This is a genomic window from Pseudomonas sp. GW821-FHT01D09, assembly GCF_059422465.1.
The window spans coordinates 1-25868 of sequence record NZ_JBWKWY010000039.1; the positions used below are offsets into that span (position 1 = coordinate 1).

General features: G+C 61.7%; 28 protein-coding genes. 7 read left to right on the forward strand and 21 right to left on the reverse strand.

Going from position 1 to position 25868, the window contains the following annotated elements:
• The first annotated feature begins 181 nt into the window (after positions 1 to 181).
• Positions 182 to 346 (forward strand): alternative ribosome rescue factor ArfA, encoded by a 165-nt coding sequence (arfA, locus tag AC07W7_RS24105; RefSeq protein WP_032861705.1) that lies wholly within the window; start codon positions 182 to 184, stop codon positions 344 to 346.
• A gap of 61 nt (positions 347 to 407) precedes the next feature.
• Positions 408 to 1733 (forward strand): lytic murein transglycosylase, encoded by a 1326-nt coding sequence (locus tag AC07W7_RS24110; protein WP_076964199.1) that lies wholly within the window; start codon positions 408 to 410, stop codon positions 1731 to 1733.
• A 67-nt stretch (positions 1734 to 1800) separates the two neighbouring features.
• On the opposite strand, the gene AC07W7_RS24115 is transcribed toward AC07W7_RS24110, so the two are convergent.
• The 13 genes from AC07W7_RS24115 to AC07W7_RS24175 form a co-directional block, all read right to left on the reverse strand.
• Positions 1801 to 2733 (reverse strand): S66 peptidase family protein, encoded by a 933-nt coding sequence (locus AC07W7_RS24115; RefSeq protein ID WP_495040255.1) that lies wholly within the window; start codon positions 2731 to 2733, stop codon positions 1801 to 1803.
• Between the two features lie 355 nt (positions 2734 to 3088).
• A complete protein-coding gene (lipA, locus tag AC07W7_RS24120) occupies positions 3089 to 4090 on the reverse strand; it encodes a lipoyl synthase (RefSeq protein WP_162493910.1) in 1002 nt (333 codons plus the stop codon).
• Between the two features lie 25 nt (positions 4091 to 4115).
• On the reverse strand, positions 4116 to 4763 hold the full coding sequence (lipB, locus tag AC07W7_RS24125; RefSeq protein WP_076964196.1) for a lipoyl(octanoyl) transferase LipB: 648 nt from the start codon (positions 4761 to 4763) through the stop codon (positions 4116 to 4118).
• A complete protein-coding gene (locus tag AC07W7_RS24130) occupies positions 4763 to 5038 on the reverse strand; it encodes a DUF493 domain-containing protein (protein ID WP_029292256.1) in 276 nt (91 codons plus the stop codon). Before AC07W7_RS24130 ends, lipB begins: the two co-directional genes overlap by 1 nt.
• An 85-nt stretch (positions 5039 to 5123) precedes the next feature.
• Positions 5124 to 6281, reverse strand: coding sequence for a D-alanyl-D-alanine carboxypeptidase family protein (locus AC07W7_RS24135; protein ID WP_029292257.1), 1158 nt, complete (start codon positions 6279 to 6281; stop codon positions 5124 to 5126).
• 183 nt (positions 6282 to 6464) lie between these two features.
• Complete coding sequence (locus AC07W7_RS24140) at positions 6465 to 7460, reverse strand: septal ring lytic transglycosylase RlpA family protein (RefSeq protein WP_495040256.1); 996 nt, start codon at positions 7458 to 7460, stop codon at positions 6465 to 6467.
• Positions 7460 to 8470, reverse strand: coding sequence for a lytic murein transglycosylase B (mltB, locus tag AC07W7_RS24145; RefSeq protein ID WP_076964194.1), 1011 nt, complete (start codon positions 8468 to 8470; stop codon positions 7460 to 7462). Before mltB ends, AC07W7_RS24140 begins: the two co-directional genes overlap by 1 nt.
• Before the next feature lie 17 nt (positions 8471 to 8487).
• Positions 8488 to 9591, reverse strand: coding sequence for a rod shape-determining protein RodA (gene rodA / locus AC07W7_RS24150; protein WP_154220613.1), 1104 nt, complete (start codon positions 9589 to 9591; stop codon positions 8488 to 8490).
• A gap of 31 nt (positions 9592 to 9622) precedes the next feature.
• Positions 9623 to 11518 carry a penicillin-binding protein 2 gene (mrdA, locus tag AC07W7_RS24155; RefSeq protein WP_169901432.1) on the reverse strand — a complete coding sequence of 632 codons (1896 nt, stop codon included), beginning with the start codon at positions 11516 to 11518 and terminating at the stop codon, positions 9623 to 9625.
• Positions 11519 to 11533: 15 nt separating this feature from the next.
• Entirely contained in the window at positions 11534 to 12001 is a 468-nt protein-coding gene (gene rlmH / locus AC07W7_RS24160) for a 23S rRNA (pseudouridine(1915)-N(3))-methyltransferase RlmH (RefSeq protein ID WP_076964191.1), read from the reverse strand.
• 9 nt (positions 12002 to 12010) lie between these two features.
• Positions 12011 to 12505 carry a ribosome silencing factor gene (rsfS, locus tag AC07W7_RS24165; protein ID WP_032861691.1) on the reverse strand — a complete coding sequence of 165 codons (495 nt, stop codon included), beginning with the start codon at positions 12503 to 12505 and terminating at the stop codon, positions 12011 to 12013.
• Between the two features lie 70 nt (positions 12506 to 12575).
• Complete coding sequence (nadD, locus tag AC07W7_RS24170; RefSeq protein ID WP_076964190.1) at positions 12576 to 13220, reverse strand: nicotinate-nucleotide adenylyltransferase; 645 nt, start codon at positions 13218 to 13220, stop codon at positions 12576 to 12578.
• The gene (locus tag AC07W7_RS24175) at positions 13220 to 14485 is read right to left on the reverse strand and encodes a glutamate-5-semialdehyde dehydrogenase (RefSeq protein ID WP_099168341.1); all 1266 of its coding nucleotides are present in this window, start codon (positions 14483 to 14485) and stop codon (positions 13220 to 13222) included. The genes nadD and AC07W7_RS24175 overlap by 1 nt, the downstream gene beginning before the upstream one ends.
• Before the next feature lie 177 nt (positions 14486 to 14662).
• Between AC07W7_RS24175 and AC07W7_RS24180 the strand changes: the two genes are divergently transcribed.
• Both AC07W7_RS24180 and AC07W7_RS24185 read left to right on the forward strand, forming a co-directional pair.
• Positions 14663 to 15346 (forward strand): DNA-3-methyladenine glycosylase, encoded by a 684-nt coding sequence (locus AC07W7_RS24180; protein WP_495040257.1) that lies wholly within the window; start codon positions 14663 to 14665, stop codon positions 15344 to 15346.
• 159 nt (positions 15347 to 15505) lie between these two features.
• The gene (locus tag AC07W7_RS24185; protein ID WP_169866000.1) at positions 15506 to 16822 is read left to right on the forward strand and encodes a bifunctional DedA family/phosphatase PAP2 family protein; all 1317 of its coding nucleotides are present in this window, start codon (positions 15506 to 15508) and stop codon (positions 16820 to 16822) included.
• A gap of 1 nt (position 16823) precedes the next feature.
• On the opposite strand, the gene AC07W7_RS24190 is transcribed toward AC07W7_RS24185, so the two are convergent.
• The 4 genes from AC07W7_RS24190 to AC07W7_RS24205 form a co-directional block, all read right to left on the reverse strand.
• Positions 16824 to 17030 carry a hypothetical protein gene (locus AC07W7_RS24190; protein WP_076964937.1) on the reverse strand — a complete coding sequence of 69 codons (207 nt, stop codon included), beginning with the start codon at positions 17028 to 17030 and terminating at the stop codon, positions 16824 to 16826.
• A 107-nt stretch (positions 17031 to 17137) separates the two neighbouring features.
• Entirely contained in the window at positions 17138 to 17728 is a 591-nt protein-coding gene (locus AC07W7_RS24195; RefSeq protein ID WP_099168340.1) for an LON peptidase substrate-binding domain-containing protein, read from the reverse strand.
• A 21-nt stretch (positions 17729 to 17749) separates the two neighbouring features.
• Entirely contained in the window at positions 17750 to 18466 is a 717-nt protein-coding gene (locus AC07W7_RS24200) for an LrgB family protein (RefSeq protein ID WP_076964939.1), read from the reverse strand.
• Positions 18463 to 18825, reverse strand: a complete 363-nt coding sequence (locus AC07W7_RS24205) for a CidA/LrgA family protein (RefSeq protein WP_057438999.1) — start codon at positions 18823 to 18825, stop codon at positions 18463 to 18465. Before AC07W7_RS24205 ends, AC07W7_RS24200 begins: the two co-directional genes overlap by 4 nt.
• A 207-nt stretch (positions 18826 to 19032) precedes the next feature.
• Here AC07W7_RS24205 and AC07W7_RS24210 point away from each other — a divergent pair, with 207 nt between their 5' ends.
• From AC07W7_RS24210 to AC07W7_RS24220, 3 genes are all read left to right on the forward strand, one after another.
• A complete protein-coding gene (locus AC07W7_RS24210) occupies positions 19033 to 19488 on the forward strand; it encodes a MaoC family dehydratase (RefSeq protein WP_076964940.1) in 456 nt (151 codons plus the stop codon).
• Between the two features lie 138 nt (positions 19489 to 19626).
• Complete coding sequence (locus AC07W7_RS24215) at positions 19627 to 21345, forward strand: C13 family peptidase (RefSeq protein ID WP_076964941.1); 1719 nt, start codon at positions 19627 to 19629, stop codon at positions 21343 to 21345.
• Between the two features lie 29 nt (positions 21346 to 21374).
• A complete protein-coding gene (locus AC07W7_RS24220) occupies positions 21375 to 22016 on the forward strand; it encodes an oxidoreductase (RefSeq protein ID WP_076964942.1) in 642 nt (213 codons plus the stop codon).
• Positions 22017 to 22143: 127 nt separating this feature from the next.
• Here AC07W7_RS24220 and AC07W7_RS24225 read toward each other — a convergent pair whose 3' ends face one another.
• From AC07W7_RS24225 to AC07W7_RS24240, 4 genes are all read right to left on the reverse strand, one after another.
• Entirely contained in the window at positions 22144 to 22428 is a 285-nt protein-coding gene (locus AC07W7_RS24225) for a YceK/YidQ family lipoprotein (RefSeq protein ID WP_099168337.1), read from the reverse strand.
• Positions 22421 to 23050: a flavin prenyltransferase UbiX gene (gene ubiX, locus AC07W7_RS24230; RefSeq protein ID WP_076964944.1), complete on the reverse strand. Its 630-nt coding sequence runs from the start codon at positions 23048 to 23050 to the stop codon at positions 22421 to 22423. The genes AC07W7_RS24225 and ubiX overlap by 8 nt, the downstream gene beginning before the upstream one ends.
• On the reverse strand, positions 23047 to 24396 hold the full coding sequence (mpl, locus tag AC07W7_RS24235) for a UDP-N-acetylmuramate:L-alanyl-gamma-D-glutamyl-meso-diaminopimelate ligase (RefSeq protein WP_099168336.1): 1350 nt from the start codon (positions 24394 to 24396) through the stop codon (positions 23047 to 23049). The genes ubiX and mpl overlap by 4 nt, the downstream gene beginning before the upstream one ends.
• A 268-nt stretch (positions 24397 to 24664) precedes the next feature.
• Positions 24665 to 25786, reverse strand: coding sequence for a hypothetical protein (locus AC07W7_RS24240; RefSeq protein WP_495040258.1), 1122 nt, complete (start codon positions 25784 to 25786; stop codon positions 24665 to 24667).
• Positions 25787 to 25868: the final 82 nt, after the last annotated feature.

A 25868-nucleotide genomic window follows, 5' to 3' on the forward strand; every position in this document is an offset into this window, starting at 1 on the left:
GGCGGTGGGTCAGTCAAGTATCCATTAACTGACCCACCGCTATCGCGAGCAAGCCCGCTCCCACAAAACCTCTGCAACATTTAGACCGAGGTCATTTCCTACATCACGCCGGGCTGGACAGCCGCCAAACTTCGGCAGATGATTTGCACCGCACCAGCCCCCCCATCGGAGCGTCCCGATCATGAGCAAAAAGCCATCCAAGCATGGCCCCAACAAGGCCAAATCCCTTATCGCCCAGCCGTTGTTCCGCAGTCGCCAGGAACGCGCCGGCAAAGGCAAAGGCAGCTACCGCCGCGAAGCCTTCCAGTCTAATAGCTGGGAGGCTTCTTACTTTCTGGCTGCCTGAAGGCAAGCGCCCCTCTGGCATGATAAGGTCTGCACCTGATTCGTATTTCCTGGACCTGTGCATGCCCTCTAGTCTTTCCCGTCGTTGGCACCTTCGCCAATTGATTGCTGCCTCCAGCCTGATCCTGTTAGTCGCCTGCGCCGAAAAACCCACCGCCGCCGACGCTCAGCCCCTGCCCACGCTCCAGACCGCACCGGTTGCCGCACCCGCCGTAGTTGCGCCCCTGGCCGTGACCAATCTCGATATCCAACCAACCCAAACCTTCGCCCAATGGCAGGCGGGTTTTCGCATCGAGGCCCTGAAAGCCGGTATTACCCCTGCGGTGTTCGACACCGCCTTCGCCAACGTCAGCCCTGACATGGCGGTTATCCGTGCCGACCGCAGCCAACCGGAGTTTTCCCGCCCGGTATGGGAATACCTCAACGGTGCCCTGTCCGCAGTGCGCGTGCGCAATGGCCAGGCCCTGCTGATCAAGCATGCCGATATCCTGCAAAGCATCGAACAGCGCTACGGCGTTGATCGCCAGGTGCTGGTCTCGGTGTGGGGCATGGAAAGCAACTTCGGCGCGTTCCAGGGCAATAACTCGGTGATCCGCTCCCTGGCGACCCTGGCCTACGAAGGCCGCCGCCCGGCGTTCGCCCAGGCGCAGTTGCTGGCCGCGCTGCAAATCATCCAGCACGGTGATATCCCGGCCGAACAGATGCGTGGCTCCTGGGCCGGGGCCATGGGCCAGACCCAATTCATACCGACCACCTACAACACCCACGCCGTGGATTTCGATGGCGACGGTCGCCGCGATATCTGGAACAGCTCGGCCGACGCCCTCGCCTCCACCGCCCACTACCTGCAAAGCTCGGGCTGGCAGAAAGGCCAGCCATGGGGCTTTGAGGTGCAGCAGTTGCCGGAGAATTTCGACTACGCCCTGGCCGATGGCGTGGGGCGCAAGCCGGTGGGCGAGTGGTTGAAGCTCGGGCTGCGGGTGCCGGCCGGTGCCAGCGTGCCGCCCAATGTCGAAACGCTATCGGCCGCCCTGCTGCTGCCGGCTGGCCATCGTGGCCCGGCGTTCCTGGTGCTGGACAACTTCCGCGCAATCCTCAAGTACAACAACTCGTCGTCTTATGCCCTGGCGGTCGGCCTGCTGTCCGAGCGTTTTGCTGGTGGCGGGGTGATTCGCGGGGATTGGCCAACGGATGAACTGCCGCTGACCCGGACCCAGCGTATCGAATTGCAGACGGTGTTGAGTGCCAAGGGGTACGAGGCTGGCAACCCGGATGGGATTATCGGCGCTAACACGCGTAAGGCGATTCGTGCGGCGCAGCAGTCGTTGGGCTGGCCGGCGGATGGGTATCCGACGGTGAAGCTGCTGGAGTCGTTGCAGAACCGCTAGAACTGCGTAAGGCGTCTACCGCCATCGCGAGCAAGCTCGCGATGGCGGTAGAGCAGGCAAAAACCCCTCAGGATTTGAACACCACATCCTGCTCCAACACCAACCGCTGCTCCCCCGCATCCAGGCGCACCAGGGCGCCCATCGGCAAGGTCAGGTTCGGGTCGCAATGGCCGCTGCGCCAGCCGGACAGGACCGGAATGCACAACGGCTCGAAGGTCTGTTTCAGCAGCCGCTCCAGCGCCCCGCTCTCCACCCCTGCCACATCCCCCACCAACACACCGCGCACCTGCGCCAGCTTGCCCGCCAGGCGCAAGTGCGTCAGCAGGCGGTCAATGCGATAGAGCGGTTCGTTGACGTCCTCGATAAACAGAATGATGCCCTCGGCATCAAGCTCGTACGGCGTGCCCATCACAGCCGCGATCATCGACAGGTTGCCCCCCAGCAGGCGCCCATAGGCGATGCCAGGTTCAATGGTGGTCAACGGGTACGCCACAGGGTGCGCCAGCACACTGCCAGCGCCCAGTTGCCCACGGAGTAGGCTGAACAGTGATGATTCGGTGGGTTGTTGCTTGTCACCGAGCAGGTCGGCATTGAGCATCGGGCCGTGGAAGGTCACGAAGCCGGCATAGCGGCTGATCGCCAGGTGCAGCGCGGTGATATCGCTGTAGCCGACGAAGGGCTTGGGATTGGCCGCCAGCAGCTCGAAATCCACGCTATCGAGCAGGCGTGGGGTGCCGTAGCCACCGCGCAGGCAGAAGATGGCGTCGATCTCGGGATCGGCAAAGGCCGCGTGCAGGTCGCGCAGGCGTACTTTATCGCTGCCGGCCAGGTAGCCATCGCGCTCATACACCCCCGAGAAAATCCGCAGCTCGTAGCCACGGGCGCGCATCCAGTGCCCGGCCTTTTCAACATCCAGCGCAGCGGGGCCGGCGGGAGCGATGAGGCCGATCACGCCTTCGGCGCGCAGGGCGGGGACGGCGGTGGCGGGCGGGTTGGTCATCCTTGGTTCTCCCTATTCTGTACAGCGCAACGAACTGTGGGAGCGGACTTATGTGGGAGCGGGCTTGCCCGCGATGCAGACGCCTCGGTGTATCAGTTGCACCGAGGCGATGCTATCGCGGGCAAGCCCTAATGCCAGTCAGTTAAGCCTTTTTGTAGGAGCGAGCTTGCTCGCGAAGAACTTGAGAGCGCCGCGTTTACCTAGCAAACACGCGTTATCGTTGACGTCCTTCGCGAGCAAGCTCGCTCCTACAGAAAGCAGAATCCGCTTAACTGACTGGCATTAGGGCAAGCCCGCTCCCACACAAGCCAGCTCCCACACACGCCCATCCAGGCAAATGGATCGGCGCTAAGGCTTAGGAAACCAGGCTGGCCTTGACCAGCTTGGCCTGCTCGTCGGCATGGTACGACGAACGCACCAACGGGCCCGACGCAACGTTTTTAAAGCCCATCTTGTAGCCTTCTTCGGCAAACCAGGCAAAGGTGTCCGGGTGCACGAAACGCTGCACCGGCAAGTGGCTGCGCGACGGTTGCAGGTACTGGCCGAGGGTCAGCATATCGATGTCGTGCTCGCGCATGCGCTTCATGACTTCGATGACTTCTTCGTCGGTTTCGCCCAGGCCCAGCATCAGGCCGGACTTGGTCGGGATATGCGGCATCATCTGCTTGAATTTCTGCAGCAGGGTCAGCGACCACTGGTAGTCCGACCCCGGGCGCGCGGCCTTGTACAGGCGTGGCACGGTTTCCAGGTTGTGGTTGAACACATCGGGCGGCTCGGCGGCGGTGATGTCCAGGGCGACGTCCATGCGGCCACGGTAGTCCGGGACCAGGGTCTCGAGCATCACGTTCGGCGACAGTTTGCGGATTTCACGGATGCAGTCGGCAAAGTGCTGGGCACCGCCGTCGCGCAGGTCATCGCGGTCTACCGAGGTGATCACCACGTACTTGAGTTTCAGGTCGGCGATGGCGATGGCCAGGCTTTCTGGCTCGTTGACGTCCAGTGGCTTGGGCCGGCCATGGCCCACGTCGCAGAACGGGCAGCGACGGGTGCAGATGTCCCCCATGATCATGAAGGTCGCGGTGCCGCCGGAGAAGCACTCCCCCAGGTTCGGGCAGGAGGCTTCTTCGCACACGCTGTGCAGCTTGTGTTTGCGCAACAGCGCCTTGATGCGGTCGACTTCCGGCGAAACCGGGATGCGCACACGGATCCAGTCGGGCTTTTTCGGCAGTTCGGTGGTCGGAATGATCTTCACCGGGATGCGTGCAACCTTCTCGGCGCCGCGCAGCTTGACGCCGGCTTCCACCTTGGCACGCGGAGCCGGGGCCGGACGCTCGGTAATGTCCAGCGTCGGGATCATGGTTTGCACAACATCAGTAGTCATATCAGTCGATTCCGCCCGTCAGGGTCGTCTGCTCAGCATAGTCGAGGTGTTTGACGAGCTGCGCGCGCAGCCGGGCACTTACCTCGGCAAATTCTAGGGGTGTTGCGTGATCGCTCAACTGGGTCATGGCCAAACCGGCGTAACCACAGGGATTGATCCGGCGAAACGGCGCCAGGTCCATGTCCACGTTCAAGGCCAGGCCGTGAAAGGAACAGCCATGGCGGATGCGCAGGCCCAGGGAGGCGATTTTCGCGCCGTCGACATACACACCAGGAGCGTCGGGCTTGGCCACGGCAGTCACACCATAGCTGGCCAAAAGCTCGATCAGGCAGTTCTCCATGCGACTGACCAGCTCGCGCACGCCGTAACCCAGCTTGCGCACATCCAGCAGCAAGTACGCCACCAGTTGCCCGGGGCCATGGTAAGTCACTTGGCCACCTCGGTCGACCTGCACCACCGCAATATCACCCGGAAGTAGTAGATGCTCAGCCTTGCCGGCCTGGCCCTGGGTAAATACCGGTGGGTGCTCCACCAGCCAGATTTCGTCGGGCGCCGAGCTGCCGCGTTCATTGGTGAAGCGCTGCATGGCATGCCAGACGGGCTCGTAAGCCATCTGGCCGAGCTCGCGAAAGCCCAGGACCTGGGACATCACAACACCATGTGTACGAAACCGGTGGCTCGCAGTTCGCTGTTGATGTCGTAGAGCTGGTCTTGACCGGTTGCAACGATATGCAACTGGATCGTGGTGTACTTACCGTTGGTGCTCAAGCGCTCATCCACACGGTTATCGTTGATCGTTGCGTGTTTACGCATGATCTCGAGGATCTTGTCTTTGTTGCCCACACCGGTATCGCTGATCACCTTGACGGGATAATCCGTCACCGGGAATTCGATCTTTGGCGCCTTTACTTCTTTATCGGTCATGGCGAAACGGCCTCGTAAGCGGTAAGCCGTGGCGACGGGCAAGGCCCCGCGTCGGATCAACGCGGGGCCTTGCGGGTGCACACAATCAGTTGAACAAGCCGTAGAAGAATAGACGGATGCTATCCCACACGCGACGGAAGATACCACCTTCCTCAACAGCGTCGAGCGCGATCAGATCGGCGCTGTGTACGACTTTGTCGTCCAGCTTCACTTCGACTTTACCGATCACATCGCCCTTGGCGATAGGCGCGGTCAGTTGCGGGTTCATGGTCATGCTGGCAGCCAGTTTCTTGAGCTGGCCTTTAGGCATCGTCAAGGTCAGGTCGTCAGCCAGGCCGGCCTTGACTTGACGCTCGGTGCCTTTCCACACAGGAGCCTGGGCCAGTTCGGCACCCTTCTGGTAGAAGGTCTGGGTTTCAAAGAAGCGGAAACCGTAGGTCAGCAGCTTCTGGGTTTCAGCCGCGCGGGCCTGTTCGCTGTTGGTGCCGAACACCACGGCGATCAGGCGCTGGCCATCACGTACAGCCGAAGACACCATGCAGTAACCGGCTTCGTCGGTATGGCCGGTTTTCAGGCCGTCGACGGTCTTGTCGCGCCACAGCAACAGGTTGCGGTTAGGCTGCTTGATGTTGTTCCAGAAGAATTCCTTCTGGGAGTAGATGGCGTAGTGCACCGGGTCGACGCGAATGATCGCGCGCGCCAGGATCGCCATGTCATGGGCCGACGAGTAGTGGTCTGGGTTGGGCAGGCCGGTCGGGTTCATGAAGTGGCTGTTGGTCATGCCCAGGTCAGTCACGGTTTTGTTCATCATGTCGGCGAATGCATCTTCGCTGCCGGCAATGTGCTCGGCCAGGGCGACGCTGGCGTCGTTACCGGACTGGATGATGATGCCGTGCAACAGGTCGCTCACCGTGACCTGGGAGCCGACCTTGATGAACATCCGCGAACCGCCGGTACGCCAGGCGTTTTCGCTGACGGTCACCGGATCGTTTTCACCGATCTGGCCACGACGGATTTCCAGGGTCGCGATGTAGGCGGTCATCAGCTTGGTCAGGCTGGCCGGCGGCAGGCGCTGGTCACCGTTGTTTTCGACCAGCACGTTGCCGCTGGCGGCATCCATGAGCACGTAGGACTTGGCGGCCAGTTGCGGTGGCGCTGGCATCATTTCGACGGCCCAGGCAGCGGGCGCGATGATCAGCGGGACAAGCAGGCACAGGCGTTTGGCTAAGGTGGTGATGTTCATCCGTCTCTCGAAATTGCTTATGGAAACTTGCCCTCGCGGGCAAAACTATTCAGACAGCCCGTTGCCAGGCTGTCGCGTATTCAGTTGCCAGCTCAACCCTTGCCTTCGGGTTTTTATTATTCGACGAGCCTGCAACCAGGGCCCCGGCACGCAAGCGCGCCAGCACCCTCGATCCGCTACTGCTTATTCGGCGCTGACCACGCTGGGCTGGCCCAGGTTGGCCAAGCGCACGCTGTTCTGCACCTGGGCAATCTCGCCCGCCGAGCCGATGGGGCCCAGGCGAACCCGGTGCAGGGTCTGCTGGTTACGCACGATGGAGCTGATAAACACGGGCGCGCTGACCATCCCGCTGAGCTTGGACCTTAACAGTTCTGCCGCATCCGGGTTGGCGAAAGCGCCGACTTGCAGGTATTGCCCGCCCGCCGTACTGCCCGGCGCCGCCTGTGGCACGGCCACGACTGGCGCGGCGTGTTGCTGGGGCGGCGGCGTCCACTGCTCGACCTTGCCCGCCGAAGCGGTGATCTGCGGTTGCGCGCTTTGGGGTTCGTTGAGCATCAATGGCGCCGGCTTGCCGCGCTGGGCCCAGTACTGGGCCGGGTCGATGCCTTCGACCTTGACCCGCGCCGTGCCGGTTTCGGCATAGCCGAGTTTTTTCGCGGCTGCGTAGGACAAGTCGATGATTCGGTCGGAATAGAACGGCCCGCGGTCGTTGACCCGCAGGATCACCACGCGGTTGTTGTCCAGGTTGGTCACCCGCACGTAGGCCGGCAGCGGCAGGGTCTTGTGCGCCGCGCTCATACCGTACAGGTCATACACTTCGCCGTTGGCGGTGTTCTGGCCGTGGAACTTGGTGCCGTACCAGGACGCGGTGCCCGACTGCACATAATTCTTCGATTCCTGCAGCGGGAAGTAGGTCTTGCCCAATACCGTGTAAGGGTTGGCTTTATAGTTGCCGGTATGCAGGGTCGGCGTGGCATCCGGGATACGCGAGACATCGACGTCCCACCACGGCGCGCCGTCCTTGTGGGCCCGGTTGATATCCAGCCCCGGCTGCGCGCGGACTACCGGGCCACTGGCCTTCTGCGCCGGCGCGCGGCTGGTGGAGCAACTGACAACCAGCAAGGACAATGCGGCCAGCGCCACCAGCTTGAGCGGTTTATTGATCGGCGATACCCGCATTACTTGACGCCCCGTGCTTGAACCAGCATGTCTGACAGCTGATGCACGGCCATGGCGTACATCACACTGCGGTTATAACGCGTAATTGCGTAAAAATTCTTCAGGCCCATCCAGTATTCCGGGCCGTCTGCGCCTTCCAGGCGGAAGGCGGTAACCGGCATATCATCGCGCAGCGCATCATGACTTGACCAGCCCAGCGCCCGCAACTCCCCGACAGTTTTCACCGGCTCGATGCCCTGGGTCAGGCCCTCATCGGCGCGCTCGCCCGTGACATCGGCACGGATCACCACCGGCTCGCCAGCCACCCAGCCATGGCGCTTGAAGTAGCTGGCAACGCTGCCGATGGCATCGTCAGGGTTGCTCCAGATATTGATATGGCCATCACCGTCGAAATCCACGGCATAGGCGCGAAAGCTGCTGGGCATGAACTGTGGCAGGCCCATGGCCCCGGCGTAGGAACCTTTGAGGGTCAAGGGGTCGACCTGCTCTTCACGGGCCAGCAGCAGGAACTCACGCAGCTCCTTGCGGAAGAATTCGGCGCGGGGCGGGTAATCGAAACCCAGGGTCGACAAAGCGTCGATCACCCGGTAACTGCCGGTATTGCGCCCGTAAAAGGTTTCAACGCCGATGATCGACACGATCACCTGGGCCGGTACGCCATATTCCTGCTCGGCGCGGGCCAGCACCGCCTCGTGCTGGCGCCAGAAGTCCACCCCCCGCGCCACCCGGGCGTCGGTGAGGAACATCGGGCGATAGTCCTTCCACTGCTTGACGCGCTCGGCGGGGCGCGAAATGGCGTCGAGGATCGACTGCTTGCGCTGGGCCTCGCGGAACACGCCCATCAGTTGTTCGCCGGCGAAACCATAGTCACGCGTCATCTCACCGACAAACTCGGCGACTTGGGGCGAGCCATCGTAATCGCCGGCCAGGGCTGGCTGTGCAGCACCGAAGGCGCCCAACAGGCCCAGGCAGGCCGCATATCGAGCAGCCCGGCCGCGCATTGCTTGCATTGACATCTTCACCTTATTCAAACCTGTGCGATCCACTTGCGATGGGTATGGATCGACATCAAGACCCCAAACGCTGACAGTAATGTCACCAGCGAAGTTCCGCCGTAGCTAATGAACGGCAACGGCACCCCAACCACCGGCAGCAGGCCACTGACCATACCGATGTTGACGAAAACGTAAACAAAAAAAGTCATTGTCAGCGCACCGGCGAGCAATTTGCCGAACAACGTCTGCGCTTGCGCGGTAATCACCAGGCCACGCCCGATCAACAGCAAGTAGATCAGCAGCAGTGCGCAGATGCCCACCAGGCCGAACTCCTCGCCCATCACCGCGATAATAAAGTCGGTGTGGCTTTCCGGCAGGAAGTCCAGGTGCGACTGGGTGCCCAGCAACCAGCCCTTGCCAAACACGCCGCCGGAACCGATGGCCGCCTTGGACTGGATAATATTCCAACCGGTGCCCAGCGGATCGCTCTCGGGATCGAGGAAGGTCAGGACCCGCTGCTTCTGATAATCGTGCATAAAGAAGAACCACATGGCGACAGCCACCGGCACCGCCGCCACCAGCACGCTGATGATCCAGCGCCAGCGCAGGCCGCCCATGAACAGCACGAACGCACCGCCGGCAAGGATCAGCAGGCCGGTGCCCAGGTCTGGCTGGCGCACGATCAGAATGAACGGAATGCCGATCAGGACCAGGCTGATCCCCACGTGCTTGAGCTGCGGCGGCAAGGTGCGCTTGGCCAGGTACCAGGCGATGGTGGCCGGCATCAGGATCTTCATGAATTCCGACGGCTGGAAACGAATCACCCCCGGGATATTGATCCAGCGGGTGGCCCCCATGGCGTTATGCCCCATGACGTCCACCACCACCAGCAACAGCACCCCGGCGACATACCCCAGCGGCACCCAGCGCGCCATGAAGCGCGGCTCCAGCTGGGCGATGACCACCATCGACAACAGGCCCAGGCCGAACGACGACGCCTGCTTGATCAGCAGGTCCCAGTTCTTGCCACTGGCCGAATACAGCACGAACAGGCTACCGGCCGCCAGGGTCAGCAGCAGGATCAGCAACGGGCCATCAATGTGCATGCGCTGCAACAAAGTGGCGCGGCGACGCATCACATCCTCACTGGAGAGGATCCGGTCGAAATTACTCTTCACGGGCCGTAGCCTCCGCGCTTGAAGGGTTGGCAAACTCAGGCTTGAGCCTGCCGTCCTGGTCCAGCAGCCAGGCGTCCATGATCTGGCGCACCACTGGGGCGGCCACGCCGGAACCGGACTCGCCGTTCTCAACCATCACCGCCACGGTGATTTTCGGGTTGTCGGCCGGGGCGAAACCGACGAACAAGGCGTGGTCGCGATGGCGCTCCTGGACTTTGGAGCGGTCGTACTTCTCGCCCTGCTTGATCGCAACCACCTGGGCGGTCCCGCTCTTGCCAGCAATCCGGTACTGCGCGCCAACAGCCGCCTTGCGCGCCGTGCCCCGCGCGCCGTGCATCACTTGCTGCATGCCGTGGTTGACCTTGGCCCAGTCAGACGGGTCGCGCAGGACGATGTCCGGGATCGGGTTTTCATCCACCGGCGTTTCGCCCTCGATGGTCTTGGCCAGGTGCGGGCGAATCCACTTGCCCTTGCTGGCCACCAGTGCCGTGGCCTGGGCCAGTTGCAAGGGCGTGGCCTGCATATAGCCCTGGCCGATCCCCAGGATCAGGGTTTCACCGGGGAACCAGGCCTGGCGCCGGGTGGCGCGCTTCCACTCGCGGGAAGGCATCAAGCCTGGGGATTCTTCAAACATATCCAGGGACACTTTCTGACCGAGGCCGAACTTGCCCATGTAGGTCGACAAGCGATCGATACCCAGCTTGTGGGCCAGGTCATAGAAGTAGGTGTCGTTGGAACGCATGATCGCCGTATCCAGGTCCACATAGCCGTCGCCGGTACGGTTCCAGTTACGGTATTTGTGATCGTAGTTGGGCAACATGTAGTAACCCGGATCGTAGACCCGGCTGGAAGCAGTCACGACACCGGCATCCAGGCCGGCAATTGCCACCGCCGGCTTGATGGTCGAACCCGGCGGATAGAGGCCGCGCAGCACCCGGTTGAACAGCGGCCGGTCGATGGAGTCGCGCAACTCGGCATAGGCCTTGAAGCTGATCCCGGTGACAAACAGGTTGGGGTCGAAACTCGGCTGGCTGACCATGGCCAGGACCTCGCCGGTGTTCGGATCCAGCGCCACCACCGCGCCACGACGCCCGCCGAGAGCCATTTCCGCAGCCTCCTGCAGCTTGATATCCAGGCTCAGGACAATGTCCTTGCCGGGAATCGGGTCGGTGCGCTTGAGCACCCGCAGCACGCGGCCACGGGCGTTGGTCTCGACTTCCTCGTAACCCACCTGGCCATGCAGTTCCGGTTCGTAGAAGCGCTCGATACCGGTCTTGCCGATATGGTGGGTGCCGCTGTAGTTGACCGGATCGAGGGTTTTCAGCTCTTTTTCGTTGATCCGCCCCATGTAGCCGACCGAGTGGGCAAAGTGCGCCCCTTGCGGGTAATGCCGCACCAGTTGCGCCACCACCTCCACGCCCGGCAGGCGGAACTGGTTCACCGCGATCCTGGCGATCTGCTCCTCGGTCAGCTCAAACAGGATCGGCACCGGCTCAAACGGGCGCCGCCCCTGCTTCATGCGCTTCTCGAAGATCGCCCGGTCTTCCGGCGTCAGTTGCAGCACCTCGACAATCACATCAAGGATCTGCTGCCAGTCGCCGGAACGTTCGCGGGTCATGCTCAAGCTGAAGCTGGGCCGGTTATCGGCAATCACCACGCCATTACGGTCGAAAATCAGGCCACGGGTCGGCGGGATCGGCTGCACATGCACCCGGTTGTTTTCCGACAGCGTGGAGTGATACTCGTACTGGATCACCTGCAAAAAATACAGGCGGGCGATCAACACACACATCAGCACCACCACCGCGATCGCGCCAAAGATCACGCGCGCGCGTACAAGACGTGCGTCTTTCTCGTGGTCCTTGATGCGGATCGGCTGGGTCATCAGGCAGGGCGCAGACTATTTGTGGTAAGGGTGCCCGGACAGGACTGTCCAGGCGCGATACAGCTGTTCACCCATCAGAATCCGCACCAGCGGATGGGGCAACGTCAGGGGCGACAGCGACCAGCGCTGATCGGCCCGCGCGCAGACTTCCGGTGCCAGCCCCTCGGGGCCGCCGACCATGAAGTTGACCGTGCGCGAATCCAGGCGCCAGCGATCCAGCTCCACCGCCAACTGCTCGGTGCTCCAGGGTTTGCCGTGCACCTCCAGGGTGACGATGCGCTCGTTGGCACCGACCTTGGCCAGCATCGCCTCGCCTTCCTGACGGATAAAGCGCGCCACATCGGCGTTCTTGCCCCGGGTGTTGAGCGGTATTTCCACCAGTTCCAGCGCCAGTTCCGATGGCAGACGCTTGGCATATTCATGCCAGCCTTCTTCCACCCACTTGGGCATGCGTGAACCGACAGCGATCAGACGCAGGCGCACAGCCGTTCCTTATTCCTGGTCTTTGTTGAGCTTGTCGAAGTGCGCGTGACCGACTTCAGGGCTGTGGTGCTTGCCATCGGCGGCACGGCTCTGCTCGGCACCTTTCCACAGGCGCTCCAGGTCGTAGAACTGGCGGGCGTTGCTGGTCATCATGTGCACGATCACGGTGTCCAGGTCAGCCAGCACCCAGTCGCTGTCGCCCTTGCCTTCTTCACCCAGTGGCTTGACGCCCTGGGCTTTGACGGCTTCGCGAACCTTGTCCAGCATCGCGCCGATCTGGCGGTTGGAAGTACCGGTGGCGATGATCATGAAGTCGGTGATGCTTTGCTTGTCACGCACGTCCAGGACCTGGATGTCCTGGGCCTTCACGTCTTCCAGGGCCGCTACGGCCAGCGCTACCAGCGCTTCGCCCTCGGGAGCCGGGACCAGCAGGGCTTCCACCGGCAACGGTGCGCTCTTGAACGTGCCTTTGCGCTTAACTTTGCTTACGTCTTTGTTCGTCATATAAAACTCGTTTTGCTCATTAGTTCGGGCGCTTCAATACACGACTATTCGTGCCTTCAAGCGCGCCTTTTCAGTTCGACGCACGGTAAAGCCCGTGCGCATCGATGTAGGCCAGGACCGCGTCAGGCACCAGGAAACGTACCGACTTACCGCTGGCCAGCAGTTGACGGATCTGGGTGGCCGACACCGCAAGCGGGGTCTGCCAGACAAATGCAATATTCCCGCTCGGCCCGGTCAGGGCCTGTGGGTCACTTACCGACCGCGCTGCCAGCAGGTTGCGCAAGGCATCCGGCGGTTCGCTGTCGGCATCCGGGCGTTGCAAAACCAGGATGTGGCAATGCTGGAGCAACTCTTCCCAGCGATGCCAAGTGGGCAGTGCGCAAAATGCGTCCCAACCCAAAAGCAGAAACAACTGGTCATCGGCGGCCAACTCGGCCCGCGTCTGTTCCAGGGTGTCGATAGTGTAGGACGGTTTATCGCGCTTGAGCTCGCGGTCGTCCACCACCAACGGGGCAATCCCGGCCACCGCGCACTGCACCATCGCCAGGCGCGCCTGCGCGCTGACCTGCGGCGTGTCCCGGTGCGGCGGCCGGGCATTGGGGATCAGCCGCAATTCTTGCAGGCCGAGGGTGTCCGCCACTTCCAGGGCACTGCGCAGATGGCCGATGTGCACGGGGTCGAAGGTACCGCCGAGCAGCCCGATGCGTTTAGCCATCAAGTGCGCACATGACCGTCGCCAAAGACCACGTACTTCTCGCTGGTCAAGCCTTCGAGGCCCACCGGGCCACGGGCATGCAGCTTGTCCGTGGAAATCCCGATCTCCGCCCCCAGGCCGTACTCGAAGCCGTCGGCAAAGCGCGTCGAGGCGTTGATCATCACCGACGCGGAGTCTACTTCGGTGAGGAAACGCCGGGCATCGCTGAAATGCTCGGAAACAATGGCGTCGGTGTGCTTGGAGCCGTAGGTATTGATGTGCTCGATGGCCTGGTCCAGGTCATCGACGATACGGATCGACAGGATCGGCGCCGTGTATTCGGTGTACCAATCCTGCTCGGTGGCTTCGATCACATCGCTGCCCAGCAAGGCCCGGGTACGCTCGCAACCGCGCAGTTCCACGCCCTTGTCGCGGTAGATCGCCGCCAGCGGCGGCAACACACGCTCGGCAATGCCGGCGTGGACCAACAGGGTTTCCATGGTGTTGCACGGCGCGTAGCGGTGGGTCTTGGCGTTGTCGGCAATGCGGATCGCCTTGTCGAGATCGGCCGCCACATCGATAAACACATGGCAGACGCCATCCAGGTGCTTGATAACTGGCACCTTGGCATCGCGACTGACACGTTCGATCAGGCTCTTGCCGCCGCGTGGCACGATCACGTCGACAAATTCCGGCATGGTGATCAGCGCCCCTACGGCGGCGCGGTCGGTGGTCTCCACCACTTGCACCACTTCGGCCGGCAACTCGGCCACGGCCAGGCCTTGCTGGATGCAGGCGGCGATGGCGCGGTTGGAGTGGATGGCCTCGGAGCCGCCGCGCAGGATGGTGGCATTGCCGGACTTCAGGCACAGGCTCGCCGCGTCGATGGTCACATTGGGGCGCGACTCATAGATGATGCCGATCACGCCCAGGGGCACGCGCATCTTGCCGACCTGGATACCGGACGGCAGGTAGCGCATGTCACGGATTTCACCGATGGGGTCCGGCAGCTTGGCCACCTGGCGCAGGCCTTCGATCATGTCGTCGATACGGGCCGGCGTCAGCGCCAGGCGATCCAACAATGCCGGCTCCAGACCATTGGCCCGGCCGTTGGCCAGGTCCAGCTCGTTGGCGGCGGTCAACTCGGAGCGCGAGGCATCCAGAGCATCGGCGGCCGCCAGCAGGGCACGGTTCTTCTGCGCAGTACTCGCACGGGCGATCAACCGCGAGGCCTGACGGGCAGCGCGACCCAGGCGGGTCATGTAGTCAAGAACGGACTCAGTCATGGTCTGGTGGGGTCTTGGCAAAGAGGAAAGCGGCAGATTATAGCTGTCGCGCCGTCCTACGGACAGCGGTGAGGGGCGGATGGTCGAAATGAACTGTAAAAACTCAAGGTTCAGCGGTGATTAAGCCTGGAGTTGATATCATTCGGTCACATTTGGCCTGTGCAACCGTCCATCGTCATGTCCAGTTTTCCCCCGAAGCTCCCCGCCAACGCCCTGCCTGATGGCTTTTTCGACCGCGACGCACAAACGCTCGCGAAAGATTTGCTGGGCAAAGTCATCCGCCATCGGGTCGGCGATGTGTGGCTGTCGGCGCGAATTATTGAAACCGAAGCCTATTACCTGGCCGAAAAAGGCAGCCATGCGTCCCTCGGCTACACAGAAAAGCGTAAGGCTTTGTTTCTGGATGGCGGCCACATCTATATGTACTACGCCCGTGGCGGCGACTCCCTGAACTTCAGCGCCCAGGGGCCGGGCAATGCCGTGCTGATCAAGTCGGCCTACCCCTGGGTGGATGACGTCTCGGGGCCCGCCAGCCTGGCACATATGCTCCTCAACAACCCCGACGCCAGCGGCCGGCCACGCCCGCCCCAGAAGCTCTGCGCCGGGCAGACCCTGTTGTGCAAGGCCCTGGATTTGAAAGTGCCAATGTGGGACGCCAAACGCTTCGACCAGGAGCGGCTTTACGTCGAGGATGTGGGCCTGGCGCCCGCGCAGATTATCCAGACCACCCGCCTGGGCATCCCCGGCGGGCGCGATGAACACCTGATGTATCGCTTCGTCGATGCGGGCTATGCGGCGTATTGCACACGGAACCCCTTGCGACGCGGCCAGGTCGAAGGCCGCGATTACGTTTTGATTTGAAATATGCCCTGCAGCAATGGGCTTATGTGGGAGCGGGCTTGCTCGCGATAGCAGCACCTCGGTCTGTCAGTCATACCGAGTCGCTTGCATCGCGGGCAAGCCCGCTCCCACACAAGCTCGTTTCTACGGGGGGAGATGACCATTAATGGAGTTGATTGTATGGGCCCATGGCTCGATGGCATTACTGGCTGGCTGACCCTTAACCCGCAATGGCTGGCGGCGGCGGTCTTTATCGTCGCCTTTGTGGAATGCCTGGCCATCGCCGGGATTATCGTGCCGGGCACGGTGCTGCTGTTCGCCATTGCCGCACTGGCCGGCAGCGGCGCGCTGTCCCTGGGGGAAACCCTGCTGCTGGGCTTGCTCGGCGGGCTGCTGGGCGATGGGGTTTCCTACTACCTGGGCCGGCATTTCCACCAGAACATCCGGCGCTTGCCCGGCTTGCGTCATCATCCCGAGTGGATGGACGGCGCCGAAGCCTACTTTCAGAAGTACGGCATCGTCAGCCTGCTGGTAGGACGTTTTATCGGCCCCTTGCGCCCCATGCTGCCGATGGTGGCCGGGATGTGCGACATGCCGTTCCCGCGCTTTGCCGCGGTCAGCGTACTGGCCGCTGCCGGCTGGACGGTCGCCTACCTGTTGCCTGGCTGGGCCGCCGGCGCGGCATTTCGCCTGCCGCTGCCCGAAGGGTTCTGGCCCGAGGCCGGGGTGGTCGCGGCCTGCCTGGCCGTGTTGTTCGGCATCGCCCTCAACAGCACCCTGCGCGGCCACCGCCGCGCCACGCTGTGGATGGGCTGCGCCAGCCTGGTGCTGTTGATCGCGATGTTTATCGGTTATCCGTACCTGAACCATTTTGACCAGGGCTTGATGGCCCTGGTCCAGGAACATCGCAGCCCGGCCATGGACCGGGCCATGGTGATGATCACTCAACTGGGCGAGTTCAAGAAGATGTTCGTCGCCAGCGCCGTGTTGACCGGCCTGCTGTTACTGGCACGGCAATGGCGCCAGGGGATTTTTGTCGGGGCCACGCTGTTGGGGGCCGCGCTGATCAACACCGGGAGCAAGCTGTTCTTTGCCCGTGGCCGGCCAGAAATCCTCGTCGACCCGCTGACCAGCTTCAGCATGCCCAGCGGCCACGCCTCTGGCGCGTTTGCGTTCTTCCTCGCGCTGGCGGTGCTGGCCGGTCGCGGCCAACCGATCCGCATGCGCCTGGCCTGGCTGCTGCTGGGGGCCATTCCGGCCGCCGCCATTGCCCTGTCGCGGGTGTACCTGGGGGCTCACTGGCCGAGCGACATCTTGGCTGGCACCTTACTGGCCATGACGGTCTGCGCCTTCAGCCTGACCGTGAGCCAGCGCCAGCACCCACTACCGGCCATGGCGCCGAAGGTGTGGTGGCTGATCGTGCCGGGGTGCGTGGCGGTCCTCGGTTTTTTTGCCCTGACCGGGACCTCCCACGCCCTGCTCCGATACGCCTATTGACCTACGCCGGACCAACCCAGTCCACGGGAGCATTGCGCCGCTCGACGCTGCGCTCCCGACGCTCCAGCAGCATTTCATCGGCAATTTCGGCAGCCCGCTCGGCAATGTACTCCGGGCCTCGATCGTTGGCCTGCTGAATCAGCTGCGTCGTAACGCTGACAAAAAAAGCATCCCAGACCGGCTGCTCCGATGGCGATAAACGAATCATGTTCACTCCCTGACAAATAGTGGCTGAAGCCCCACTATTTCAGGCGATGAGCGTACTGCAACGACGAAAGTTCCGAATCTGTTGCGGATAATTCCGAGCAACAGGGTTCACGGGAACAATTCGCCCTGCAGCTCATCCAGCAGCAATTGAATCGCATCCAGCCGTTGCTCGGGATCGTCGAGTTGCAGCAATTGGATTTTGTCGGAATCGGTAAACGGCAGCAGGTACGCCAACCGGTTACCCAACACTTGCTGCCCTTGCGCATCGGCGCCCATGTCCAGCGAGGCAACCATCGGGTGCTCCGCCAGGGCCTCAAGCAGGGCCAACAAGTCGGCGTCTTCCTCGCCCAGCGGGCGTTCGGGCTGTTCTTGCAACCACTCGATATCGGCCACCAGCAGTTGATCGCGCTGCACATCCGCCTCAAGCACCCGAAACCTGCGCCCGCCCTCGACACGAATCCCCAGCAAGCCGTTGTCCTGCTGCTTGAAGTCCCGAATCAGCGCCTCGCAGCCAATCACTGCATAGCCGTCCGGCGCCAGGCCGACCTCTTTGCCATCCAGGATGCACACCACACCAAAGCCTTCGCCCTTTTTCATGCAGCGGCCGATCATGTCCAGGTAGCGCGCCTCGAACAGTTGCAGATCGAGGGTGCAGCCTGGAAACAGCACCGTATTGAGCGGAAAAAGCGCCAGACTCATAAAGCGTTCCTTAAACCCGACTTAGATCACCAAAGACACCGCCAACGGCAGGAATACCGCCGTGGCCACGCCCATCAGACTCATCGCCAATGCGGCAAACGCGCCGCACTCCTCGCTCTCCTGCAAGGCCACCGAGGTGCCGACCGCATGGGCCGTCATGCCCAAGGCCATGCCCCGCGCCTCCGGGCTGTGTACCCCCAGGCGCGACAGGAACGCCGGCCCGATCATCGCACCAATCACCCCGGTGATCAGCACGAACACCGCTGCCAGTGCCGCAACGCCACCGATCTGCTCGGCCACCAGCATGGCAATCGGCGAAGTCACCGACTTGGGCGCCATGGTCATCAGCACCATATGCTCGGCGCCAAACCACCACCCCAGCCACACACACAGGCCGGTGGCAAACACGCCCCCCACTACCAGCGTAGTAAAAATCGGCCAGAACAATTGGCGAATCCGCCTCAGGTTCAGATACAACGGCACCGCCAGCGCCACCGTGGCTGGGCCCAGCAGGATGCTCATGATCTCGGTACTTTTGCGGTACTCGACGTAGGTCAGGCCGCATCCCAGCAACACGCCAATCACCAGCAACATCGACACCAGCACCGGTTGCAGGAAAATCCAGCGGGTTTTCTCGAACCCCGCCAGCACCAGTTGATAGGCGCCCAGGGTAATGCCAATGCCAAATAACGGATGGTGGATCACCGCGGCCCACGCACCCTGCCAATCGAAGGTCATTGCCCCTCCTCCCGCTGCGCCTGGCGCTTAACCAGCTTTTGCATCAGCACGCCAACAAAGGCCATGGCGATCACCAGCGACAACACCAGCGCCCCGACGATGGCCCAGAAATCGGCCGCAATGTCCTTGGCATACACCATCACCCCCACCGCCGGCGGCACCAGCAGCAACGGCAAGTAACGCAATAGGCTGCCGGCGGCCAGGCTCAACGGCTCACCGACCTCACCACGCCACACCAGGTACGCCAGCAGCAGCAACAGGCCGACAATCGGCCCCGGCAAGACCGGCAGGAACAAATGATTGATCGCCGTGCCAAGCAATTGAAACAACACCAGCCAAGTCAAACCGCGTAACAACATGGGTTTTTCTCCCCCAAAAGCCCGTGGGCATTATAAGCACGCAGCCCCTATGAACTGGCATTCGCCAAAAGCATGGTGGGTTGACCGGGCCATTTGCCCATGATGATCTACATTGGTTCCCTGGAATCCAACCAAAACAACACCCCGGCAGGCGCGAACTGGCTCGCGCCTGCCGGGAGATAAATTGATGAACCAAGGAGAGTCGCAATGCCCTATGTACCTGTAGCGCAACTCAATGATTATGTCGGCAAGGAACTGGGACGTTCCCCATGGCTCACCATCGACCAGGAGCGTATCAACCTGTTCGCAGAAGCGACCGGCGATTTTCAGTTCATCCACGTCGACCCGGTAAAAGCCGCCCAGACTCCGTTTGGCAGCACCATCGCCCATGGCTTCCTGTCGTTGTCGCTGATCCCCAAGTTGATCGAAGACATCCTGATCATGCCCGAGGGCTTGAAGATGGCCGTCAATTACGGCCTGGACAGCGTGCGTTTTATCCAGCCGGTAAAAGTCAATTCCAGGGTACGCCTGGCGGTGACCCTCACCGACGCCACCGAGAAAAAGCCTGGCCAGTGGCTGCTCAAGGCCACCTGCACCCTGGAAATCGACGGCCAGGAAAAACCGGCCTACATCGCCGAGTCGTTGTCACTGTGCTTCGTCTGATACACCCGTAGGAGCCGGCTTGCCGGCGATAGCGCCGGCAGGCGCGCCATCGCCGACAAGTCCTAATTCGCGCATAGACCACTAGGTATAGCTTCCCCCGCTGCGGCATACTCGGCGCTCAATTATCCGGATCCCGCTATGCGCCCACTCGCCCCCCTTGCTCTCGCCTTGTTGCTCACCGCTTGCGGCGATGGCGAATCCCTGTTGCCGCCCGATGCCCGGCTGCCAGACGGCGGGCGTTATCGCGGGGATGTGGTCGATGGGCTGTTGCAAGGCCAGGGCCGGGTGGACTACCCCAACGGCAGTTGGTACGCCGGGCAATTCGACAAGGGCCAGTGGCATGGCCAGGGCGAATGGCATGGCAGCAACGGCGAAGTCTATAAAGGCCAGTTCCAGCAAGGCCTGTTCGACGGCCAAGGCACCCTGACCACCTCGGCCAATACCTACGTCGGCGGCTTCAGGCAAGGCCGGCGCAATGGCGAAGGCACCCTCAAAGAGGGGCAAATGACCTATCGCGGCGAATTCAAGGACGACCAGTATTCCGGCCTCGGCCGCCTGGAACTGGCCGACGGCAGCCAATACCAGGGCCAGTTTGCCCACGGCAAGCCCAACGGCGAAGGCCAGCGCAACGACGACAGCGGCAACCAGTTCAGCGGGCGCTTCGTCAATGGCCAGCTGGAGGGCAATGGCACCTTCAACAGCGCCGAAGGCGACATGTACATCGGCCACTTCAAGCAGAACCAGCTCAACGGCAAGGGTCGCTACGAAAACGCCGACGGCGACGTGTGGACCGGCGAGTTCCGCGAAGGCGCCCTCAGCGGCAAGGGCGAACTGACCGGCGTGGATGGCAGCCATTACCTCGGGCACTTCAGTGACTGGCGCTTTACCGGTGAAGGGCGCCTGAACCTCAGTGATGGCAGTTTCTATATCGGTGGTTTCGACAACGACAGCTATCACGGCCAGGGCACCCTGGTACTCGCCGATGGCACCGTGCAGGCCGGGACCTGGGCCAACGGCCTGCGCGTGCGCGATGCCGACGGCAAGCTGTTGCCCGATACCCTGGAAGTCGGGGTACTGGCCCAGGGCCGCTTGCTCGACGACGCCCTCGCCGCCGTACCGGCGTCTACCCCGGCCGTCGAGCTATACACCCTGGTGGTGGCCGGCGACGGCAAGCAAAGCGTATTCCTGCGCGAGGCCGACTATGTCAGCAACCTGCTGGCCAGCCGCTTCGGCGCGCGCGGGCAGATCCGCCTGGTCAACCACCGCGACCATATCGCCGACCGCCCGATGGCGACCCGCGAAAGCCTGCGCCGCGCCGTGCAGACTCTGGCCGAGCGCACCGGCCCCGAAGACCTGGTGTTTATCTACCTGACCAGCCACGGCACCCATGAACACCAACTGGTGCTCGACCAACCCCGCATGGAGCTGGCCGACCTGCCAAGCGACGAACTGGCTGCGGTGATGGCACCACTGAAAAACCGCGACAAGGTCATCGTGATTTCCGCGTGCTACTCCGGCGGCTTCATCCCGGCGCTCAAGGATGAACACACCCTGCTCATGACCGCCTCGCGCGCCGATCGCGTGTCGTTTGGCTGCTCGGAAGAAGCCGACTTCACCTACTTTGGCGATGCCTTGTTCGCCCAGGCCCTGACCCAGACCGACGATTTGCAGCACGCCTTCAAGCTGGCCCAACGGCATGTGACCGAACGAGAAATGGCTGATAATTTCGAGGCCTCCGAACCACAGATCTGGGCCCCCAAGCGCGTGATCGCCCGTTGGCAATTATTGCGTAAGCAGCAGGCACGAAAGGCGCTGGAAAGCGTCTCTATCAATAGCAAGGACGCCAAGAGCAACTAAGCTGAAACTGTATCAAGGGGGGAAACACCATGTACTTGACGCCTCAGCATATATTGCTTGCCGGAGCCTCGGGCTTGACTGGGGAACATCTGCTGGATCGCCTGCTCAACGAGCCCACCGTCACTCGCGTGCTGGCACCCAGCCGCCGCCCGCTGGCCGAGCACCCGCACCTGGAAAACCCGGTCGGCGACCCCAGCGTATTGCTGCCACACCTGAGCGGCCGGGTCGACCTGGCCTTTTGCTGCCTGGGCACCACCCTCAAGCAAGCCGGTTCCGAACAGGCCTTCCGTGCGGTTGACCTGGACCTGGTGGTGGCATTCGGCAAGCGCGCCCGGGAAATGGGGGCTCGGCACCTGATCGTGATCAGCGCGATCGGCGCCGACCCAAAATCCTCGGTGTTCTATAACCGGGTCAAGGGTGAGATGGAACAGGCCTTGAAAACCCAGGGTTGGCCGCAACTGACCATCGTGCGGCCCTCGCTGCTGCTGGGTGAACGCCTGGAGACACGCCTGGCCGAGAAACTCGTGGGGCCGTTGTCACGGCTGATTCCCGGCAAGTATCGCGGCATCGAAGTGTGCGAACTGGCCCGGGCCATGTGGCGCCTGGCGCTGGAAGAGCAGGATGGGGTGCGGGTTGTCGAGTCGGATGAGTTGCGTAAACTCGGCAAGTGAATCTGCGGTGACCGGGCGGGCCTCATCGCGGGCAAGCCCGGCTCCCACATGAATGCATTCACAGATCAAATGTGGGAGCTGGCTTGCCTGCGATGGGGCCCACCCAGACAACATCCACCGCTACAGGCTACAACCCACCCGTCGCATTAAACCCAACCCCCAGCACCGTCAACGCCGACAGCGGCAATAGCAGCGTGTCGAGCAAGGCACTGGCCGGCAGGTCGAGGCCGGGGTAGCTCGGCGCTTCGGCGCCAAAGCGGTCCATGGCACAGCAGCCACCCTGCATTGCATACAGATCCAGGCGCGTGCCTGCATACACCACTGGCGCGCCGGGTTTGGCCGCATCCAGGGTGCGTGCGGTGGCGCAGCCCGTCAGGTGCAGTGCCAGCGCGATCAGCAGGGCTTTATTCATCGCTGCTCAAATGATGCTCACCCCAGCGCGGCAGCATGTCCTGGGGGATATTCAGCAGGTTGAGAATCCGTGCTACCACGAAATCCACCAGGTCATCGATGGTCTGCGGCTGGTGATAAAAGCCTGGCGACGCCGGCAGAATGGTCACGCCCATATTCGACAGCTTGAGCATGTGCTCCAGGTGAATGCTCGAATACGGCGCCTCGCGCGGCACCAGGATCAACTGGCGGCGCTCCTTCAAGGTCACATCCGCCGCGCGCTCGATCAGGTTGTTGCAGGCGCCGGTGGCAATCGCCGACAAGGTGCCGGTGGAGCACGGCACCACCACCATCGCCGCCGGCGCACCGGAGCCGGAGGCCACTGGCGCCATCCAGTCTTCCTTGCCGTAGACCTTGATCTGCCCTGCCGCCGCACCGGTGTATTCGGTGAGGAAGGCTTGCATCATCTGCACCTTGGGCGGCAGCGAGACATCGGTCTCGGTGGCCATCACCAATTGCGCCGCCTTGGAAATCAGGAAATGCACCTCGCGGTCTTCGCGCACCAGGCAATCGAGCAAGCGCAGCCCATAAGGCGCGCCAGACGCACCGGTCATCGCCAGGGTGATGCGTTCCGGCCCGCTCATTGCAACGCCTGCGCAAGTTTGCCGTGCAGGCCGCCAAAGCCGCCGTTACTCATGATCACCACATGCGTGCCCGGCTTAGCCTGGCGTTTGACCTGTTCGATGATGCCTTCCAGGGAGTCGCTGACAACCGACGGCACCGTGCACAGCCTGGCCACGGCCGCCAGGTCCCAACCCAGATTGGCCGGTGCGTACCACACCACCTGGTCGGCATCGTTGACGCTTTCCGGCAGGCCATCGCGGTGTGCGCCCAGCTTCATGGAGTTGGAGCGCGGCTCGATAATCGCGATCACTGGTGCATCGCCGACACGCTTGCGCAGGCCGTCGAGGGTGGTGGCAATTGCCGTGGGGTGGTGGGCAAAGTCGTCGTAGATGGTAATCCCATTCACTTCAGCGACCTTTTCCATACGCCGCTTAACGCTCTTGAACGCACTCAGCGCGGCAATGCCCATGGCCGGCACCACGCCGACATGGCGCGCCGCCGCCAGGGTCACCAGGGCGTTGGCGACGTTATGCTGGCCGGTCATGTCCCAATCGACAATGCCTTGGGCCTCGCCCTCAAACAGCACTTCAAACCTGGAGCCATCTTCGCTCAACAACTTGACCTGCCACTGCCCGCCCGCGCCGGTGGTTTGCACCGGGGTCCAGCAGCCCATCTCGATCACGCGCTGCAAGGCCGGCTCGGTGGTGGGGTGAATCACCAGACCTTCGCTGGGAATAGTGCGTACCAGGTGGTGGAATTGCCGCTCGATGGCTGGCAGATCGGGGAAGATGTCCGCATGGTCAAACTCCAGGTTGTTCAGGATCGCCGTGCGCGGGCGGTAGTGAACGAATTTGGAGCGTTTGTCGAAGAAAGCGCTGTCGTACTCGTCGGCTTCGATGACAAAAAACGGGGTATCGCCCAAACGCGCCGACACCGAGAAGTTCTGCGGCACACCGCCGATCAGGAAGCCCGGGCTCATGCCCGCGTGCTCCAGCACCCAGGCCAGCATGCTGCTGGTGGTGGTCTTGCCATGGGTACCGGCTACCGCCAGCACCCAGCGGCCTTGCAGCACATGGTCAGCCAGCCATTGCGGGCCGGAGACATAAGGCAGGCCGTTGTTCAGCACGTATTCCACAGCCGGGTTGCCACGGGACATGGCATTGCCAATCACCACCAGGTCCGGCACCGGGTTGAATTGCGCCGGGTCGTAACCCTGGGTCAACTCAATGCCCTGGGCCTGCAATTGCGTGCTCATGGGTGGATAGACGTTGGCATCGGAGCCAGTGACATGATGGCCCAGCTCTTTGGCCAGGACCGCCATCGAACCCATGAAGGTGCCGCAAATACCGAGAATATGAATGTGCATAGTCGACCTCGTAAAACATCGAGGCAGGTTAGCGTAGGGTGGGAAAATTCGCACTCTTTTAGCGATTAGCGTGCAATCTTTTCCGGCCATGATCACAGCGTTCTCGGGCAAGCAGTCGCGGGCTTTTTCTACTTTTTTCTACAACTCAATGAACTGAGTCAAGCCCGGTGATTGGGAAATCCCCGTACAACACCAGGCCCGACAACTTTCAGTTATTAAAACATACAAACACATTTAAACTACCGAACCAAAAACAGAAAGTTCACTTTTAAACTATGCTCCCTTTCTTCTTTTCTTCCAACTCACGGACGACAACCAGGCGCCCTATACTTTTACTGATCTGATCGCTTCTTTTATCAAGCACATCCAATTGATGGGTGACACTACTGGACCCGGTCGCAGATTCATCTTTATAGGGTTTGAAAATAAATTCATTTTCTTCGGCAACTGCCTGCAAAGCCTTTTCTGCCCCAGAGTAAATTTTATCAAGTTTTTCGAGGCGCTCATTCACCCCGGTTGGCCAGTCCGGACTCTTCCCAAGAGCCTTGCCCTCGCCACCCTCTACAAGAGTTTGGAGCGTATTGGTCAAAAGCAGCATTTTTAACTCGGCATTATCCAAGCGCAAATTAATCGTTGCGGCATCTTGCTCCCCCGTAGTGCCTGACGCCGCAGCAACGCCATTGGCCATCTGACTTGGTGCAGGCAGGTGGACCGGCGGCAACAATGGGGTATTGGCGCTAAAGTTACCTTTGATAGTTTCACCACTCCACACTGAACCCGCGTAAGTGCCAATGCTTAACGGTGTGCTGACAAGTCCATTTACAGTCGCATTCACAACCGCATCACGTGTGACGGTCTTCAAGGACGGACCCGTTTTAAATACACCGGCCTTGACCAGCCGATCGGCTGCAACCAGGTTGCCTGCCACATCGCCAAAAGTCGTCGGTTTCGCAACCGCCGGTTTGACCGGACCAGAGATTGGCGAGTTAGGGTGCTGCGTTTTGAACGCAAGGTTCCTGAAGTTAGTGATCCCTGGAGTGTTTGGAGGGCCGACGGGCGGGCGCGGAACGCTATCTGAAAGGGATTTATAGGTACCTGCAAGCCCAGGCGATTGGGGAATGTTGGGCTTGGGCCTGGAGAAAACCCTGGGAAGGCCTAAAGATTTAAACCCCCTCTTTGTGCGCACAGAACCTTCACCCGCCGTATTCGCCTCGCCGGGTGCGGGGCCCTCTGGAACGCCCGCTGTTTCATTCAAGCTTGGCGCACTTTTCGTACCGGTGGCTACTTGTTGATTATCTCCCCAAGCGACCGATTCCATAACTTGCAGAGAACTTTTCGCCGGGAAATTTGTAATATTCATATCTTCACCTCTATAGTAAAAATAGCTCATGAAGCGTCACTGCTAAACTCAAGCATCCCTGAAGCCAACGTTTCAATAAACATTGAAGCGCCTGCCCCACTTGAGTATAAAA

What these genes read in the sequence shown, in the direction of transcription:
- arfA (WP_032861705.1), top strand. Translation starts at nt 182, where the DNA reads ATGAGCAAAAAGCCATCCAAGCATGGCCCCAACAAGGCCAAATCCCTT.
- AC07W7_RS24110 (WP_076964199.1), top strand. Translation starts at nt 408, where the DNA reads ATGCCCTCTAGTCTTTCCCGTCGTTGGCACCTTCGCCAATTGATTGCT.
- AC07W7_RS24115 (WP_495040255.1), bottom strand. Translation starts at nt 2,733, where the DNA reads ATGACCAACCCGCCCGCCACCGCCGTCCCCGCCCTGCGCGCCGAAGGC.
- lipA (WP_162493910.1), bottom strand. Translation starts at nt 4,090, where the DNA reads ATGATCCCGACGCTGGACATTACCGAGCGTCCGGCCCCGGCTCCGCGT.
- lipB (WP_076964196.1), bottom strand. Translation starts at nt 4,763, where the DNA reads ATGTCCCAGGTCCTGGGCTTTCGCGAGCTCGGCCAGATGGCTTACGAG.
- AC07W7_RS24130 (WP_029292256.1), bottom strand. Translation starts at nt 5,038, where the DNA reads ATGACCGATAAAGAAGTAAAGGCGCCAAAGATCGAATTCCCGGTGACG.
- AC07W7_RS24135 (WP_029292257.1), bottom strand. Translation starts at nt 6,281, where the DNA reads ATGAACATCACCACCTTAGCCAAACGCCTGTGCCTGCTTGTCCCGCTG.
- AC07W7_RS24140 (WP_495040256.1), bottom strand. Translation starts at nt 7,460, where the DNA reads ATGCGGGTATCGCCGATCAATAAACCGCTCAAGCTGGTGGCGCTGGCC.
- mltB (WP_076964194.1), bottom strand. Translation starts at nt 8,470, where the DNA reads ATGCAAGCAATGCGCGGCCGGGCTGCTCGATATGCGGCCTGCCTGGGC.
- rodA (WP_154220613.1), bottom strand. Translation starts at nt 9,591, where the DNA reads ATGCGTCGCCGCGCCACTTTGTTGCAGCGCATGCACATTGATGGCCCG.
- mrdA (WP_169901432.1), bottom strand. Translation starts at nt 11,518, where the DNA reads ATGACCCAGCCGATCCGCATCAAGGACCACGAGAAAGACGCACGTCTT.
- rsfS (WP_032861691.1), bottom strand. Translation starts at nt 12,505, where the DNA reads ATGACGAACAAAGACGTAAGCAAAGTTAAGCGCAAAGGCACGTTCAAG.
- nadD (WP_076964190.1), bottom strand. Translation starts at nt 13,220, where the DNA reads ATGGCTAAACGCATCGGGCTGCTCGGCGGTACCTTCGACCCCGTGCAC.
- AC07W7_RS24175 (WP_099168341.1), bottom strand. Translation starts at nt 14,485, where the DNA reads ATGACTGAGTCCGTTCTTGACTACATGACCCGCCTGGGTCGCGCTGCC.
- AC07W7_RS24180 (WP_495040257.1), top strand. Translation starts at nt 14,663, where the DNA reads ATGTCCAGTTTTCCCCCGAAGCTCCCCGCCAACGCCCTGCCTGATGGC.
- AC07W7_RS24185 (WP_169866000.1), top strand. Translation starts at nt 15,506, where the DNA reads ATGGGCCCATGGCTCGATGGCATTACTGGCTGGCTGACCCTTAACCCG.
- AC07W7_RS24190 (WP_076964937.1), bottom strand. Translation starts at nt 17,030, where the DNA reads ATGATTCGTTTATCGCCATCGGAGCAGCCGGTCTGGGATGCTTTTTTT.
- AC07W7_RS24195 (WP_099168340.1), bottom strand. Translation starts at nt 17,728, where the DNA reads ATGAGTCTGGCGCTTTTTCCGCTCAATACGGTGCTGTTTCCAGGCTGC.
- AC07W7_RS24200 (WP_076964939.1), bottom strand. Translation starts at nt 18,466, where the DNA reads ATGACCTTCGATTGGCAGGGTGCGTGGGCCGCGGTGATCCACCATCCG.
- AC07W7_RS24205 (WP_057438999.1), bottom strand. Translation starts at nt 18,825, where the DNA reads ATGTTGTTACGCGGTTTGACTTGGCTGGTGTTGTTTCAATTGCTTGGC.
- AC07W7_RS24210 (WP_076964940.1), top strand. Translation starts at nt 19,033, where the DNA reads ATGCCCTATGTACCTGTAGCGCAACTCAATGATTATGTCGGCAAGGAA.
- AC07W7_RS24215 (WP_076964941.1), top strand. Translation starts at nt 19,627, where the DNA reads ATGCGCCCACTCGCCCCCCTTGCTCTCGCCTTGTTGCTCACCGCTTGC.
- AC07W7_RS24220 (WP_076964942.1), top strand. Translation starts at nt 21,375, where the DNA reads ATGTACTTGACGCCTCAGCATATATTGCTTGCCGGAGCCTCGGGCTTG.
- AC07W7_RS24225 (WP_099168337.1), bottom strand. Translation starts at nt 22,428, where the DNA reads ATGAATAAAGCCCTGCTGATCGCGCTGGCACTGCACCTGACGGGCTGC.
- ubiX (WP_076964944.1), bottom strand. Translation starts at nt 23,050, where the DNA reads ATGAGCGGGCCGGAACGCATCACCCTGGCGATGACCGGTGCGTCTGGC.
- mpl (WP_099168336.1), bottom strand. Translation starts at nt 24,396, where the DNA reads ATGCACATTCATATTCTCGGTATTTGCGGCACCTTCATGGGTTCGATG.
- AC07W7_RS24240 (WP_495040258.1), bottom strand. Translation starts at nt 25,786, where the DNA reads ATGAGCTATTTTTACTATAGAGGTGAAGATATGAATATTACAAATTTC.